Source organism: Chelativorans xinjiangensis, from assembly GCF_009812055.1.
Lineage (GTDB): Bacteria > Pseudomonadota > Alphaproteobacteria > Rhizobiales > Rhizobiaceae > Chelativorans > Chelativorans xinjiangense.
Window position 1 is genome coordinate 25,810 of the sequence record NZ_WQNH01000013.1, and the last position, 14,753, is coordinate 40,562.

A 14,753-nucleotide genomic window follows, 5' to 3' on the forward strand; every position below is an offset into this window, starting at 1 on the left:
TCTGCGGCCGCGTCTCGTTGGCTCAGACCCGGGCATGAATAGTGTCACAATTCAAGGGGCAGCCTAGACCAAAGGCACCATTGGCAGCTCTTCGGGCGAGAAATCTTCTCCTGCTTACCGGGCTCGCACGCTCTCCTGGCAAAATCCCCGATCGGCTCGCGTAGCTGCCGGCTTTGACAGCTTGCGGGCGACATGGTTGGGGAGGGCAGGGTGCGATCGCCGCACTGACACAGCTTCCGTCCTCTCGGCCTTTCAGCTCGGCGACCCGGCCATGGCTGGTATCCAGCGCACATAGACAAGCTCACTCACCAGCTCGATCATCGTCTGGGTGACGACGACGGCCGGAACGAGCGGCACACCGCCCGGGACCGCGAAGGCGAGCGGAAGGATGACGAGCGAGTTGCGCGTGGCGGCGCTGAACGCCACGGCGCGCATAGCGCCAGGGGCAAGGCGGCTGCTGCGCGCGGCAAGCCAGCCGAGCACCGGCGCCACGACGGCATAGGCCAGGTAGATCGGCGCCGCGGTCAGCGCCGCGCCCGCGGCCTCTCCGATCTGCGGCATGACGGCGGCCAGGACGAGGAAGAGCACGAGGGCCGTTGCCGGCACCGGCAGCAGGCCGAGGGCAGTCAATGCGCGCTCGCCGGTCGCCGTCCGGGCCGCCCAGAGCTGCAGGACCGCCGCAAGCAGCAGCGGCACGGCGATCAACCACAAGAAGGCGTGGAGGAAGGGCTCCGGGCGGACGAGACCGGAGGCGTCGCTACCGAGCAGCAGGCGCAGATAGAGCGGCAGCAGCGCCATCTGCACGAGCAGGAGCGCCGGCGTCGCCGCCAGCAGAAGCCTGGCGTCGCCACGTCCGAGATGTGTGAACGTCACCACATAGTCGACGCACGGCGTCAAGAGCACGAACAGCACCGCCAACCGCAGCATCGGCTCATCGGGCAGCAGCTGCACCAAGAGCGCCGTGACCGCCGGCATCAGGACGAAATTGGTCGCAAGCAGCACGCCGAGGAAGCGCGTGTTGCGCAGCGCCGATCCGAGTTCCGCCAGCGGAACCTGGAGGAAGGTGACGAAGAGCATGAACGCAAGAGCGGGGTTGATCGCAGCCCCAAGCGCGCCGACCCGCGGGACGCCGAGGCCGGCAAGCGCCCCGATGGCGATCGCCGCCAGATAGATCGCCACCTGGTGCTCCTCGAGAACCGAGCGAACCTGCTCCACTCATGCCTCCTTTCTTTCGGCTTCGACTGCAGGCGCTTGATGCTACCGCCGGGCACGTAGTCGTCTTGCCGTCTGCCCGGCTTCGCTTACGGTTCTCGCCTGGCTGGACGGCGTGGCAAGGTCTCCCAGGATCGTGCAGTCAGGCCCGGGACCGCCGGCGCAGGCGGTCTCGCAGCTTTCGACAAAGCGCGCGAGGCTCCGTTCCAGCGCTTTAAGCTCGCGCAGCTTGGCGCGCACGGCCGCCAGATGCTCCTGGGCGAGGTCGCGTGCTTCCAGGCAGGAACGGCCCGGTTCCTCGGCGAGCGTCACCAGCGACCGCACCTGTTCGATCGGGAAGCCGAACTCGCGGCAGCGGCGGATCAGGGTCAGGCGTTTGACGTCCTCGTCGCCATAGCGGCGCTGACCACCGTCCTGGCGATCGGCGCGCGGTACGAGGCCGATCTCCTCGTAATAGCGGATCGTCGGCGCATTCGTGCCGGTGCGTGTGGCGAGGTCGCCGATCTTCAATGCGGGCATCGCTCGTTTCCTCACAATTTGCATTCGCCTCTTGAACCTCAAGTTACTTGAAGTCCTATCTTTGCGCCAATACTCGCCGCGATGCCTGCGAAGCGTCACGGCGGAACCGCTGGAGTGAAGAATGAACGGGACAATTTCTGAAGCAGAACCGATCGCCTGCACCCTTGAGGCCGGAGAGTTCGGGAAGCGCCTCGACTGGATTGCAGAACTTAACCGGGCCGCATTGCTGGACGTGCAGCGGAAAGGACTGCGGCTGATCCTGACCTATCGTGGGGAGCATGCGGACCGCGTCCGCGAGATGGTCCGCCAGGAACAGCAATGTTGCGGTTTTCTCGGCTTCGACCTGAGGGAGGGCGAGGGCCGCGTGACGCTTGTCATCAGGGCGCCGGAGAGTGCTGCCGACGCTCTCGACACGATTTTCGAGCCTTTCCTGCAGGATTCATCCCGGAGCGGAGGCTGCGCGTGCGCGGCCGCGTCCAGCCGAAAGGGAGAAGACAATGACAGATGCTGAACACGACGGGCGATCCCGGCTGCGGGCCATCGGGATCGGCCTCCTGGTCTCCATCGTCACAGCGGCGGTGATGCTCGCGCTGGCTGCCGCCGGCCTGCCACCGTTCCCCAAGCCGCCGTCGCTCGCCTTCGCGGAGACAGTGCTCAGGCGCACTCTACCCCTGCCGGTCGGGCTCCTGTTTCATACCGTCTACGTGACCTTCTGGTCGGTTATCTTTGTCCGGCACTTTTCGCGCCGGGATGCGTGGACCGCATTGGCGCTCGCCGCCGTCCTTTGGCTCGTGATCCTCGTGGTGTTTTTCCCTGTCATGGGTTGGGGTTTTGCCGGCGTCTCCGTCAGCCCCAGGCTAATCCCGGCATCATTCGTGCCCCATCTCCTGTTCGGACTTCTGTTGTGGGGATTGGACAAGTATCTTCCGGCGTCCCGTTCAGCGCCCTCCTCCACCAACTGACCTGGCATCGTGGCCGAGCTACTCTACGTTTGGGGTAGACTCCGACGCGAAGGAAGGCCCGACCCCTGTGAGCGAGCCGCCATCACGGCGGGATCATTTGCGGGAGGGGTGAAAACATCACACGGCTTCACCCCCCATGGTCGCGCGTGCGATCATGGCGAGCGGGAAGCAACTCCGATCAGCGGCCGGATGTAAGAGAGCAGCCTAGTCCGCGCGATCGGTCCCAAAGAGGTAGTCCTCACCAGGCGCTGCGGAGTGACAGGCAATGCAGCCCTGATCCGCCCCTTTTGCAACACGTCCGGCAAGCTGCATTCCGGCAGGATTCTGGTCGAGGGAACCATTGGGAAGATACTTCGCCCAGAACCAGTTTTTGTTGTCCGTGTCGTATCCGGCTTCGCGTCGGAACATGACGGTTACCGCCGCCAGATGTGCAGCCGGATCGTTCGCCACGTCCATCGCGTCCACACCCTGCGGACCGTAGTTATTCTTCACGATCACCCGGCCGGTATGTCCGTTCACGCTCAGCTCTGAATCAAAGATTTCCAGCACGAAACCGTGCGGCTCGGTGCCTTCATAGAAGTGCGAATGCATGGCTTCGGGCCCTGCCAATTTCGCTTGTGCGAGCGCAGCCCAAAGCGCGTCGGCATATGCCAGATCGTCGACCCCTCCAAATTGCTGGGTTTGGGTTTCCGCGGTTTGGGGGTGGGCCACAAGGGCTGCTGCGATGATTACCGTCGCGATACCGCCGAGGCTTACCTGTTTCAGTTTCATCGTTTTTCCTCCCATCTTGGATTACTGTTCCACAGTTACTCGCGCCCCCGGTTCCCTTCGCCGTCATTGTCATGACCTAATCGCCGTGCGGCTCGAGGATTGGCAAAGGCCCAGCCCGCTAGAGATAGCGATCGAACCATCGTCGGGTCTGCGTGCACAGCTCTACCGGGTGCCCCGTCAGGCCGTGGTCATCTCCCCCTAACAGCATCAGGCGAAACGGCACACGATGTTCGAGCAACAGGGATGCCATGCGTATCGAGTCTGTCGGTGGCACGCGCCAGTCCGCGGTGCCATGAACAAGCAGAAGCGGAACGTCCTTGGGCAGCTTGTCGGCCCAATTGACGGCGGAGCGCTTTCGCAGTTCGCTTGCCAGCTGAGCGCCGCTCGCGTCGATCGCCTTCTCGTACACCCTGGCCATTTCGGGACGTCTATCGAGCGAGCCTGCAAGGTCGGCGGCGCCGGCCAGGATGACGGCCGCCTTGATGCGCGTCGTGCGTGCAAGGGCAAGATAGGTCATCAAGCCACCTCGGCTGTGGCCCATCATGCCGATCCTGGAGGCATCGACATTGTCCATCGATTCGAGCAGCGGGATTAGGTTCAGCACGTCGGCTATGTCCGCACCGCCGAATTCATCCTGGCCGGGCGCGCCTGCCGTGCCCCGGTACTGGCTTGCTACGACGACATAGCCTTCGGCGGCCAGGTCGGCCAATTGCAGCAGTCTCACGTCGGGTGCCAGTGCACCGAACTCACCATAGCCGCCGCGATTGTAGATGATGGCCGGGTATTCTCCCGGAACGAGCGGCTCTATCAGGAATCCGCCAACGGGCAGTCCGTCGCTCGCATAGGTGATGCGCCTGATCCGCACCCGCTCCAGGAAATCCTGTCGACCAATCGACGGATGTGAGCGACATGCGGCACTTGCTGTCATCCTCACGACCTCTGCCTTGAGCAACGCGCCATTCGGCTGGGACGCCTGAACCGGCGGGCTCACGATGATCGCCGTCAGCCAAGCGATTCCGACGATACACCACAAGCGGCGCAGCCATCGCGGAGCGAATAGGATCAAACAGGACGCGTACAGCTTCATGATTTCCATGCCTTCGCTGCGTTGCTCAACGATCGACTGTGGCGTCAGGGGAATTTTCCGGTTGACCAAAGCTTGCACCCTGTAGGTGCTACAAGGTCAACGCTGATGGAGATCACAACTGCGTGACAGCCTTGGGGGGAATTCATTTGTCGCTCGGGACGCGCGGGCCATCCTGCGATGGTGGTGCCTCATGCAGCCCTTGAGTCTGTAGCGGCTACCGGGTGTATGCTTGACGCAAATCGGCTGCAGGAGGCTGCAATGAGCGACAAACCGGTTGCCGGCATCACAACGGCAATAATAGCGCTCCCGCTTGTCATCTTGTGCTGCCTCGGCCCGGCTTTCCTTTTGGCGGGCTTGGGTGGCCTGATCGGGTGGTTCGGCGGGGCGAACATTTTGCTGACCGTGAGCATGGCGATTGTAGCCGGGATTGCCGTAAACAGATTTCTGCGTCGAAGAATTGGAGGACCTCGGACATCCGACGCCACGGATCACGCCGAGACGGGTGAAAGTATCAAGGATTGGCCGGTCCCGTCGACCTGCTGTCCGTCCGTTCCGAGCGAAATGCCAGCCACAGAACCACCGCCTGTGAATCATCGCTGCGAATACCGTCCCCAAACCATTTCAGGCAGGAAGGAAAGCGCCACAAGCCCAAAGGTGGTCCACAGGGTCAGGCTCAATCCGTTCGGGCCAAGCGGAACCACGCCCCAACCGAGGAGGGCAACGACGATCGCACCCGCCAGCAGAACCGGACCCGAGATATAGCAATGTCGGCGGTGGCAGCGCCGGGCATTGAGGACGCAACCGAGCCCCATCCATCCAAGAGCGGTTGCCCACGCGATTGCCGGTGCTGGCCACGACAGCGGCAACTGGTCTGCCACATTGCCCGCGACGATCGGGATCACCCACCAGATCGCGATGCTGATCGGGCTTCGCGCCCAGTCCATGGCTGACGACTTCGGCAGCCGGTCGGTTTTGGCCGTGTTCATGGTTATCCTCCGTCACCTCAATGAGGCCGCCAGCTCAATCATTGGCATGCTCTCGTCTCGGCGATGACCGATCCGGATGGCGCTGGCAGTTACGCCGTTGCTTTCCGGCGCTGCGCCAGTTCGGCCCCGAAAAGATGCGCATTGGAGCGCCTGCCGAAATCGAAGGCCACGTCGAGCGAGAACAGGATGGTTGCAGGCTCCGCATGCTTCACCTGCCAGCGCTCGGCGGAGGCGCGCGAGACGAAGAAGAAGATGTAATGGCAGGCCGTTGCGATAATGCGCGCCGCCGATGATTGATCCCACGTGTCGGGACGTCCTATGGACACAACGATGTTGGCCGGCTCCGTGGAGATGATGCGCTCGGGCGACACGGTGAGACGGATCAGTTCGTTCGATTCGGGATCGTGCGACTCGATCTCGGCGGTCTTCCCGAGGAGTTCCGGGATGAACAGGCTGTCATACGCGCACCACGTCCAAAGCTTGCGTCCATCGACTCTGACCTGATGGTGCGTCGGCGCTACCGAGAGCCCCCAGAACCCGATGATCCGCCCCCCTTCGTCCGTGTGGATGAAGGGGCGTAGCGCGGAGTCTCTCATGAGGGCTTCCGCCGCGCCGAACGTTGTGCCGAGCGCCTGCGCCAGCCGAGAGCAGGTCACGGCTTTGCCTTTCGCCAGTTCTCGGAGGAGAACAATGCCGGCGTGCTGTTCGGCGAGCGAGAACACTGGCAGCCATTGCGCTGCCAACTCCCACAATTCGTCATGAATCGGCTTATCGTTGCGTGTCATGTTGGTTGTCTCCCTATCCCAGCGCGGCCTGCCCGGTCGATCGGGTCCAACGTGGTCCGGAACAGATTCCGGGAAAGATGACCCAGCAGGCTCGCGGGTTTAATGCGGGCCTCGTGCAGCAAGGACCCAGCGTGGCGGAGGCACCCGGTCACGCCGTTTCCGCTTGGCGCCGCTCAAGTTCGGTTCCAAACATGTGCCTGTTGAGACGCTCGATGAATGCGAAGACCGTGTCGAGCGACAGCAGCGATGTCTCGGGATGTTTCGCTACCCAGCGCTCACCCGACTCTCGTGAGGCGAAGAAGAAATGAAAATGGCAGGCAGTCGCGATGATCTGCACCGCTGACGTGGCTTCCCACAGATCGGAGCGTCGCCAGGAAACCAAGATGTCTGTCGGTTCCACGGCTTCGATACGGGCGGGCGACATGGTAAGGCGAACCAACTGACCGGTCTCGGGATCCCGCGTCTCGATCTCGGCTGTCTCACCGAGGAGTTCCGCATACGCCAGGGTGTCCGGCGCGCACCAGGCCCACAATCTGCGTCCATTGATTGTAAGCTGGTGGTGGGTAGGCGCTACCGAGAGCCCGAAGAATCTCTGGATTCGGCCGTCTTCGGCTGTGTGAACGAATGGGCTCAGCGGGGAGTGTTGGATAACCGCCGCTGCCGCTTCGACTGTTGTGTCGAGCGCCTGCGCGAGCTGAGCGGTCGTCACTGGCTCGCCCCTCGCCAATTCCCGAAGGAGCGCGATTCCGGCTTGTTGCTCCTCGGGGGAAAGTGCCGGGAAGTGGCCGCATGCCGCCTCCCACAGTTCGTCCGCCGTGGTGATCTCGTTGCGTGTCATAGTTCGTCTCCCTTCCTCGACACTCCCTTGAGGGAGCCATCCGAGCCACCCGTCGTCCTCTCGCTACTTGCGATGCGGGCACGCTGGGTGGTGTGAGCGGCATCTCACCGCAAATGGAAATGCCCGTCTTGAAGCAGATTAGCGCTTACGCAGGCAATTGCCGTGGAGGAGCAAAAAAGCGAGCGCGGAAGGCACCCGGCGATATGCCGACCAGCCGCCGAAACGTGTTGGTGAAATGGCTCTGATCTGCAAAGCCCGCGTCGAGCGCGATCTCGGAGAGCGAATCCTGTGAAGCCGTCAGCCGATGGCAGCCGAACTCAATCCGCCGCTGGCGGATATAGTGGCCGACCGTACAGCCGAAGCGTCGGCGGAACTCGCGGGCGAGATGCACGTGATGGACGCCGGCCGTCCGCGCCAGGCTCTCGAGCGTGTGATGGCGGCGAAATTCGTCGTGGATCTGCTCCTGGACGCGCGCTAGCCATGACGGTGCGGCATCGCGCACTTCAAGGCTCGGCCGACCGTCAAGCTCGCCAAGCAGATCGATCAGGGTGTTTTCTATGGATGTGGAAGACAGATCGTCTCCCAACTCCAGTTCGCTCCGCAGTTGGAAGGCAAGCCAGTGGGGCGGCGGGCGGCGCGTAGCATTCAAGCGTTCGAAGTCCAGGGTGTCGACAGCGGCCCCAACGACAGTCGGATCGATATCGACTGTCAGGCAAAGACTGCCTGCGTCCGAGACGCGGGCGCCATAAACCTCTGCGGGCGGCTGGAACATAAGGGACGCCGGACCACAGGTGAGCCGTGTGTGGCCCCAGTCCACCTCGTAGCCTCCCTCTAGCGTGAGGCAAATCCGTGCCCACCGCAGCGACTCAACCGAGATGAAGGCGGCCGCGCAATAAACGGTTTCGTGAACCCTGAATCCGGTTGCATCGAGCGTTTTGAGCGGATGCACGCAATCGACGGGATTTAGATCATTCATAACATTCGCTACGCCGCGCTGCACGAGAGCTGCTTGACGTCCTTTGTGAAGGTGATGGCGGCAGGTCTCAGTTCCGCGGCCTTTGTCAGATGGGGATGGAAGCCCTCGACGAAATCGTGAACCCTGAGCCCGAAGCGGATGGCGAGCGTCGCTCCCTGGATAATCTCGCCAGCCCCGGCGACAAGTTCAGAACGTCGATCATGGCGCATATGCCGGGTCCTTGGGGTCAGTCCGTCAGCGCGTGTCCAATCTTCCTAGACCATCGAACCGATGTCGGATGCAAAGCTGGGATAGGCGAAGATGATGCCCTTGATCTTGTTCGCGGTCAGGCCTGCAGCCATCGCCATTGCGAAAAGGTTGATCTGTTCCTCGGCGCCGGGGCCGATCAGATGCGCGCCCAGGATCTTTCCGGTCCCCTTTTCAACCAGAACCTTGTAGGCGGTGTGCTTGGCGCCCACGCGCAGTGACGAGTACCAGCCCGCCGTTTTGTCGAAATGGGTGTCGAAATCCAATCCCTTGTCGCGTGCTGCGGCTTCGGAAAGCCCGACAGAGGCCACCTGCGGCAGTGTGAAGACGACGCTTGGGATCGGCGGATAATTCACCTCACGCTCATCCTTGCCGGCAAGCAGGTTCTTGCCGACAATCCGGCCTTCGTTGGCTGAGACAGGGGTGAGGTTCGGACCGCTGTCCGCACAATCGCCCGCGGCATAGATGGCGGGGTTGGTGGTGCGCATGAAGGGACTGACCTTGATACCCTTGCGGCTATACTCAACGCCAGCGGCTTCGAGATTGAGATGGTCGATATTGGGCACGCGACCGGTTGCGTGAACCACCAGGTCGCAGCCGACAGTCTCAACGCCTGTCGGCGTCTCGTAGGTGACCGTGAAACCTGTGCCATTCTTCTCGATCTTTAGAACTTTGGCCTCCGTCCGCAGATCGATGCCGAGATCGGCTGTGGCTTCGGACAGGATGGCAACCAAGTCCGGATCGAAATTCCCCAGCGGCCGCTCCATCATTTCCAGAACCGTCACTTCGCGCGCACCCGCGCGCTTGGCGATATGGGCGAATTCCATCGCGATGAATCCGCCGCCAACGAACACGGCCCTGTCCGGCCGTTCGGGCAGTTCAAGGAAATCGGTGCTGGTCGCCAGCAATTCCTCGCCGGGGATGTTCAGCGTCATTGGCCGGGCGCCGGTGGCGATATGAAAGTGCCGTGCCGACAGGGTCTCACCATTCACCTCAATCCTGTCACGCCCGGTGAAGCGCGCCTCGCCGTGCAACACGGTAATGCCGGCTTTCTCCAGCCCGCCCTCGATGCGGCCGGGCATCGCGTCGGTGAAGGTGCGCTTGAAGGCGATCATGTTCGGCCAGTCGATGGAGGTCTGTGCCTCCAGCCCCTTGCCGTCAAGGCTGCGGGCCCATTCGACCCCCTCGGTCACAGCGATCAGCATTTTTTTGGGATCGCAGCCCCGCAACGCGCAGGTGCCGCCAAAGGGCAGGCTGTCGATGCTGGCAACCGACCAGCCAGCGTTGGCAGCCATCCGAGCGACACCGTTTCCACCCGTCCCACCTCCGATCACGATCAGATCGAACCTTTTGGTATCGCTCATGTTTTTCCTCTTTCGACCCGTTGCAGCTGTTAGACCGCATTCATGCACTTTCAGACGATACAATTTCAGGTTTGTTGTGGGCTTCCCGACTGCCTGGCGCTTATGTGGAATGGCAGATGTTACACTCACTGCCTTCTTTTCATGAAAGCTGCCACCGTTCTGGCGAAAGCCTAATTATGCTGGCCATGAAGGGGATGCGTGACGGCACCGTTGCGAACATCGCTGGCGCTCGATCGCGCACTATGGCGCCACAGAATGATTCCGATGACGGCCAGGACCGCAGCGGCAAGCCAGGAGAAGCCGCCACCGACAAGCCAACTGGCGAGGCTGGCAAAACTGATCGCCCCGGTCGCGGCAAGCACCAGCGTGCCGCAACAGACGATCTTTGCAGCCAGCCCTGCAAGACCATAGCCGTGCGAAGGTTCCATTTCTTCCTCCTATCCGGCGCAGCAAGACAGCTTCGCCACATCTTTGCCAAAGCCCTGCGCGGCCAGTTTCAGCCCTTCAACCGTGGTTAGATAAGGAAAGATCGTCTCGCCTAGTTCCCGTGTCGTCATGCCGTGCTTGATGGCCAGTACCACCGTCTGGATGCTGTCAGCGCCCTCGGGTGCAAGGATCTGCCCACCAAGCAGCCTGTCGGTCTTGGCATCGGCGACCAGCTTGATGAGCCCGCGCGTGTCGCGCGCAGCCAGCGCCCGCGGCACCTGGTCGAGCGAGACGATCGAGGTCTTGGTCGTAAAGCCTGCGGCCTTGGCAGCCTGCTCGGTCAAACCGACGCCGGCGACCTGCGGATCGGTGAACGTCACCCATGGCATGGCCGCGTTGTCATAGACGAGGTTGTCGCTGTTCAGCGCGTTTTGCGCCGCGAGCTTGGCGCCGTAGGCCGCCATGTAGACGAACTGGTCGCGGCCGGTCACATCGCCTGCGGCATAAACCCCGGGCTTCGAGGTGCGCATCCGCTCATCGACCATGACACCGCCGTTGTCTAACAACGTGACGCCCGCTTCGGCCAGACCCAAGCTGCTTGTGTTTGGCGACCGCCCAGTGGTGACGAGAACCTGTTCGGCACCGATCAACTGCTCTTCGCCATCGACGGCCACGGTGAGCTCCACTCCGTAATCTGTCTGCACGATTCTGTGGTAGGCGAGACCCGTCGCTGTGGTGATCCCTTCATCGCGGAGGTGACCGATCAGGGCCGCCGAGACTTCCGGCTCGGCTTCCGGCAGCAGGCGACGGCGGGTTACGAGCATTACTTCCGTCCCGGCGCGCGCGAACATCTGCGCCAGTTCGCAGCCGATATAGCCACCGCCAATCACCAGCAGAGAGCGCGGCAGTGTTTTGAGTTCGAGTGCTGTCGTGCTGGTGAGGTAGGGTACGTCCGCGATACCGGGGATATCCGGCAGGGCCGGCGAAGCGCCGGTCGTGATGATGATCTTGTCGGCCGGGATCGCGGCGCCGTTCACCAATACGCCCTGCCCGCTCAGGCGTGCAAGACCCTCAAGATAGGCAATCCCGTTATATTCGGGCAGCAGGTCGGCATATTTCTTCTGCCGCAGGGTTGTGACCAGATCATCCTTTGCTCCGATGAGTTGGGCCCAGTCAACGACGTTAGCCTCGCCGGCAAGGCCGGGAAAGCGATGCGCTGCGCGCGCTCCGTGCAGCGCCTCGGCGGCGCGGATCATCGTCTTTGACGGCACGCAGCCGACATTGACGCAAGTGCCGCCGATCGTGCCGTGGCCGATGAGCGCGACCTGCGCGCCCAGTTCAGCGGCCGTGATTGCGGCTGAAAAGCCGGCGGAACCGGCGCCAATCACCGCCAGGTCATAGCGGCCGTTGGCCTTTGGCGCACAGCAATCAGACATGGGAACTCCCTCAATGTTTTCCGTTATGGGAAGGCGGCCGGCGCCGCCACAGATCGTAAGCAACCACGGCAACGAAGAGGACAAGGATGGGCGTCAACACGTAGATCGTCGTGCCCATCAGCACCGAGACACTGACTAGGCCGGTGGCGATCAACAGCGCTGGCCCGATGCAGCACACCACCGCAATCAGCATACCGGCCAAGCCAACGCCAAAGAGCGACTTGTCGCTCATGGCATCAGCTCCCTAAGGGGCGGGCCGGGAATCCCCGTTGTGTCGGCACAGCTGCAATGGCCTCGATTGTGGTAACGGCCGGGTCATAGACCACAGTGACCTGCTGGCTGGCAAAGTCGATCGTAACCGACCTGACGCCCTCGACCCGTTCCATCGCCCCCCGCACGATAAACAGGCAGGACGCGCAATACATGTTCTCAAAGGCAAAGGTCTGCAGCCGTTCCGACGCCGCGGCCTGTGTCAGTGCAGCCTGGCCGGACGACGTGGGCACGGAGGGGGCTGACCCAGTCGATGCGAAAGCCAGGATGACAAGCCCGCCCAAGCCAAGCATGGCAACGGCGATTCTCGCGCGATTTCGCATGTCCTTTCTCCTTTTGCGGGTCGCCAAGGGTACGAGCGCCCGCAAGGTTCCTATTCCATGAAGGATACACCCTGTATTAAGTACAGGGTCAAGCGACTTCTCGACAAGGAAAACACCCGCGGCATCGAGACCGCGGGCGGCACTTGGCTTGGCCGAAGACGGGATTCCAAACGGGGATAGGCAGCACCGTGGACTGCCTCAATCGCCGGTATTGAGGGCGAGCCTGGAGGGGTATCCGGCGTTCGTAGTGGCATTGATAAGGGCGTCGACATTGGTGACATCATCATCGAAGACGACGGTGGCGCTCACCGGCGGAGATATGCTGTAGTTCTCCACGACATCGACGCTTGTAACGCCCGGCACCCGCTGCAATACGGTGCGCACGATCGGAACGCACAAGGCGCATGTCGCGTTTTCGACGCCCAAGGTGACGGTTCTTTCCGCGGCATACCCGGCAACAGGCGAGAGCAGTGCGAGGGACGCGACAGTGATGGCCGCGCGGCGAACGAAGGAAATCCTCATATATTCCTCTCCTTCCAAATGGCGCCGATCAGAGGAAGTAGACGGCGAGACGGGGAAACGCATAGGCAAAGATGACGAGGACCGTAGCAAGCCAAAGGCCGATCCTTGCTATCCGGGTTGACCTCGGGCTGGCGCAGTAGCCGCCTTCGGCGCAGGCTTTCTTTGCCTTCCAATAAACCGCGTAATAGCCGTAGGCGAGGAAGGCCGCCGTCACCGCGATGAAGTAGGGCTGGTAAGGTTCCAACGCCGTCAGATTGCCGATCCAAGCGCCGCTGACGCCAAGCATGAAAAGGGCAAAAGGCAACACGCAGCAGCTCGATGCTGCAATCGCTCCGAAAATTCCGCCGACGGCGGCAAACTTGGATCCCCTGACGGCATTTTCGCCACCGTCGATCCCGCGCACGGGATCCAGGGAGGCGTCGTGGACATCATTCATTGTCCAAACCTTCGTGACAGTTATTCAGTCCCATGGTACATAACGCCTGTACCAACTACAGGCTCAAGACGGAAATTGCGCCATGTCAGAACACGCTTCCGTGAAGGGGTTGCAGCGCAGCGCGCTTTCCAAGCGAACCGGCTGCCACCTCGAGACCATTCGTTACTACGAGAACATCGGCCTCATGCCGGAGCCGCCGCGCAGTCCCAAGGGGTATCGTCTCTATGACGAGACCCATGTTCGACGCCTGCGCTTCATCCTGCGCAGCCGGGAGCTTGGCTTTGGCATCGACGAGATCCGCGGCTTGCTGGACCTCGTCGACCGCAAGTGTCAGACTTGCGCCGAGATCCAGGAACGGACAAAGCCGCATCTGGCGGAAATCAGGGCCAAGATCGCCGACCTTCGGCGCATCGAAAGGCTCCTGGCCCAGACCATGGCGCAATGCTCGGGCGAAGACGTGCCGGAATGCCCGATCCTTGATGCGCTCGCAGCCTGAGGCCGATGGCCGCCTTGGTATTGAGGCGAAGTGTGTCGCGAAGAGCAGACGCAGCAGGAGCTTCAGACATAAGAAGAGGAGGCGGAAGTTGTTTCTGGCGGTGGCGAGCGCAGCGTTATGAGCGTCACCGGTTCTGAGAATCGGATAGCGGCGGCCCACGTAGTGCTCACTCTTCAGGTGCTTGATCGCCGATCCCCGGCACAGTTCGCGCTTGATGGGTGGGTGACGCGGCGCTTCTGGCCGTCGGTGAACCATCGCGAGACAGTGACCACGCCGATCGATTACTCTACAAAGAGTCATGGCAGGCCAGAACACGTTTTGTCGCCCGCCTTCTGGACGGGGAAGGCATGAGCGATGTGTGCCGGGAGTTCGGCATCTCGCGCAAGACCGGCTACAAGATCTGGGGCCGCTACAAGGTGGACGGGGCTTATGCACTCTGCGACCGCTCGCGGCGGCCAGTGCGCTACGCCAACCAGCTGCCCGAGCAGGTGGAGCGGTTGATCATCGAGGCCAAGCGCGACAAGCCGCATTGGGGGGGCGCGCGCAAGATCAGGGAGCTGCTTGTGCGCAAGGTGGCCGGCGACGTGCGGGTGCCGGCCAAGAGCACGGTGCATGCCGTCCTCGACCGTCACGGCCTTGTCCAGCGCGCCCGCCAGAGGCGGCGCTGCAAGGCCGAGGGTACGCATCTGGACACCTCGAAAAACCTCGCAATCGGGAACGCATTTTGATTCACTTCGCCTGGTGATTTTGTCGGAGGCGTTGGATGCGGGGACAGGCGGGGTTTTGGGACATTGACGAGCGTTATGTGCGGCTGAGCGAGGCCGGCGATCCACTGGAGAAGCTGAACGCGGTGGTGCCTTGGGAGGTTTCCGCAAGCCGTTGGCCAAGGCGCTGAAGCGCTCCGATGGCGCCAAAGGCGGCCGGCCGCCCTTTGATGCGGTGCTGATGTTCAAGGTCCTGGTTCTGCAGGCGCTTTACGGGCTGTCTGACGACCAGGCCGAGTTCCATATCCAGGACCGGCTGTCCTTCATGCGCTTCCTCGGGCTGGGGCTCGGTGACAAGGTGCCGGATGCCAAGACGATCTGGCTGTTCCAGGAG

At 62.3% G+C, this 14,753-nt stretch carries 19 protein-coding genes and 2 pseudogenes; 5 read left to right on the plus strand and 16 right to left on the minus strand.

Features of this window, described 5'->3' with window-relative positions:
- Nucleotides 1-252: 252 nt before the first annotated feature.
- Together GM910_RS11305 and GM910_RS11310 are read right to left on the minus strand one after the other, a co-directional pair.
- Nucleotides 253-1,215, minus strand: coding sequence for an arsenic resistance protein (locus tag GM910_RS11305; protein WP_159587656.1), 963 nt, complete (start codon nt 1,213-1,215; stop codon nt 253-255).
- A gap of 42 nt (nt 1,216-1,257) precedes the next feature.
- Complete coding sequence (locus GM910_RS11310) at nt 1,258-1,731, minus strand: MerR family transcriptional regulator (protein WP_159587657.1); 474 nt, start codon at nt 1,729-1,731, stop codon at nt 1,258-1,260.
- 121 nt (nt 1,732-1,852) lie between these two features.
- Between GM910_RS11310 and GM910_RS11315 the strand changes: the two genes are divergently transcribed.
- Nucleotides 1,853-2,242 (plus strand): hypothetical protein, encoded by a 390-nt coding sequence (locus tag GM910_RS11315; RefSeq protein WP_159587658.1) that lies wholly within the window; start codon nt 1,853-1,855, stop codon nt 2,240-2,242.
- Nucleotides 2,229-2,693 carry a hypothetical protein gene (locus GM910_RS11320; RefSeq protein WP_159587659.1) on the plus strand — a complete coding sequence of 155 codons (465 nt, stop codon included), beginning with the start codon at nt 2,229-2,231 and terminating at the stop codon, nt 2,691-2,693. The genes GM910_RS11315 and GM910_RS11320 overlap by 14 nt, the downstream gene beginning before the upstream one ends.
- Before the next feature lie 204 nt (nt 2,694-2,897).
- Here the strand turns inward: GM910_RS11320 and GM910_RS11325 are convergent, their stop codons facing one another.
- From GM910_RS11325 to GM910_RS11390, 14 genes are all read right to left on the minus strand, one after another.
- Nucleotides 2,898-3,464 carry a cytochrome P460 family protein gene (locus GM910_RS11325; RefSeq protein ID WP_159587660.1) on the minus strand — a complete coding sequence of 189 codons (567 nt, stop codon included), beginning with the start codon at nt 3,462-3,464 and terminating at the stop codon, nt 2,898-2,900.
- A 118-nt stretch (nt 3,465-3,582) separates the two neighbouring features.
- Nucleotides 3,583-4,620: an alpha/beta hydrolase family protein gene (locus GM910_RS11330; protein WP_159587661.1), complete on the minus strand. Its 1,038-nt coding sequence runs from the start codon at nt 4,618-4,620 to the stop codon at nt 3,583-3,585.
- A 521-nt stretch (nt 4,621-5,141) separates the two neighbouring features.
- Nucleotides 5,142-5,537, minus strand: a complete 396-nt coding sequence (locus tag GM910_RS11335) for a hypothetical protein (RefSeq protein ID WP_159587662.1) — start codon at nt 5,535-5,537, stop codon at nt 5,142-5,144.
- An 89-nt stretch (nt 5,538-5,626) separates the two neighbouring features.
- Nucleotides 5,627-6,322 (minus strand): organomercurial lyase, encoded by a 696-nt coding sequence (gene merB, locus GM910_RS11340; RefSeq protein ID WP_159587663.1) that lies wholly within the window; start codon nt 6,320-6,322, stop codon nt 5,627-5,629.
- A gap of 148 nt (nt 6,323-6,470) precedes the next feature.
- Nucleotides 6,471-7,160 (minus strand): organomercurial lyase, encoded by a 690-nt coding sequence (gene merB / locus GM910_RS11345; RefSeq protein WP_159587664.1) that lies wholly within the window; start codon nt 7,158-7,160, stop codon nt 6,471-6,473.
- A gap of 145 nt (nt 7,161-7,305) precedes the next feature.
- Complete coding sequence (locus GM910_RS11350; RefSeq protein WP_159587665.1) at nt 7,306-8,136, minus strand: helix-turn-helix domain-containing protein; 831 nt, start codon at nt 8,134-8,136, stop codon at nt 7,306-7,308.
- 8 nt (nt 8,137-8,144) lie between these two features.
- Nucleotides 8,145-8,345, minus strand: a complete 201-nt coding sequence (locus GM910_RS11355) for a hypothetical protein (RefSeq protein ID WP_159587666.1) — start codon at nt 8,343-8,345, stop codon at nt 8,145-8,147.
- Between the two features lie 45 nt (nt 8,346-8,390).
- Nucleotides 8,391-9,809, minus strand: coding sequence for a dihydrolipoyl dehydrogenase family protein (locus tag GM910_RS11360; RefSeq protein ID WP_246226010.1), 1,419 nt, complete (start codon nt 9,807-9,809; stop codon nt 8,391-8,393).
- Nucleotides 9,810-9,916: 107 nt separating this feature from the next.
- The gene (locus GM910_RS11365) at nt 9,917-10,174 is read right to left on the minus strand and encodes a hypothetical protein (RefSeq protein WP_159587667.1); all 258 of its coding nucleotides are present in this window, start codon (nt 10,172-10,174) and stop codon (nt 9,917-9,919) included.
- Nucleotides 10,175-10,183: 9 nt separating this feature from the next.
- The gene (gene merA, locus GM910_RS11370; protein WP_159587668.1) at nt 10,184-11,608 is read right to left on the minus strand and encodes a mercury(II) reductase; all 1,425 of its coding nucleotides are present in this window, start codon (nt 11,606-11,608) and stop codon (nt 10,184-10,186) included.
- 10 nt (nt 11,609-11,618) lie between these two features.
- Entirely contained in the window at nt 11,619-11,840 is a 222-nt protein-coding gene (locus GM910_RS11375) for a hypothetical protein (RefSeq protein WP_159587669.1), read from the minus strand.
- A gap of 4 nt (nt 11,841-11,844) precedes the next feature.
- Nucleotides 11,845-12,201, minus strand: a complete 357-nt coding sequence (locus tag GM910_RS11380) for a heavy-metal-associated domain-containing protein (RefSeq protein WP_246226012.1) — start codon at nt 12,199-12,201, stop codon at nt 11,845-11,847.
- Nucleotides 12,202-12,399: 198 nt separating this feature from the next.
- Complete coding sequence (locus GM910_RS11385) at nt 12,400-12,723, minus strand: cation transporter (RefSeq protein ID WP_159587670.1); 324 nt, start codon at nt 12,721-12,723, stop codon at nt 12,400-12,402.
- Between the two features lie 28 nt (nt 12,724-12,751).
- Complete coding sequence (locus GM910_RS11390) at nt 12,752-13,159, minus strand: mercuric transporter MerT family protein (protein ID WP_159587671.1); 408 nt, start codon at nt 13,157-13,159, stop codon at nt 12,752-12,754.
- Between the two features lie 82 nt (nt 13,160-13,241).
- Here GM910_RS11390 and GM910_RS11395 point away from each other — a divergent pair, with 82 nt between their 5' ends.
- From GM910_RS11395 to GM910_RS11405, 3 genes and pseudogenes are all read left to right on the plus strand, one after another.
- Complete coding sequence (locus tag GM910_RS11395) at nt 13,242-13,655, plus strand: MerR family transcriptional regulator (RefSeq protein ID WP_201285477.1); 414 nt, start codon at nt 13,242-13,244, stop codon at nt 13,653-13,655.
- Nucleotides 13,656-13,957: 302 nt separating this feature from the next.
- A pseudogene (locus GM910_RS11400) lies at nt 13,958-14,344 on the plus strand (helix-turn-helix domain-containing protein); the annotation flags it as partial.
- Between the two features lie 74 nt (nt 14,345-14,418).
- Nucleotides 14,419-14,753 (plus strand): annotated as a pseudogene (locus GM910_RS11405) (transposase); the annotation flags it as partial.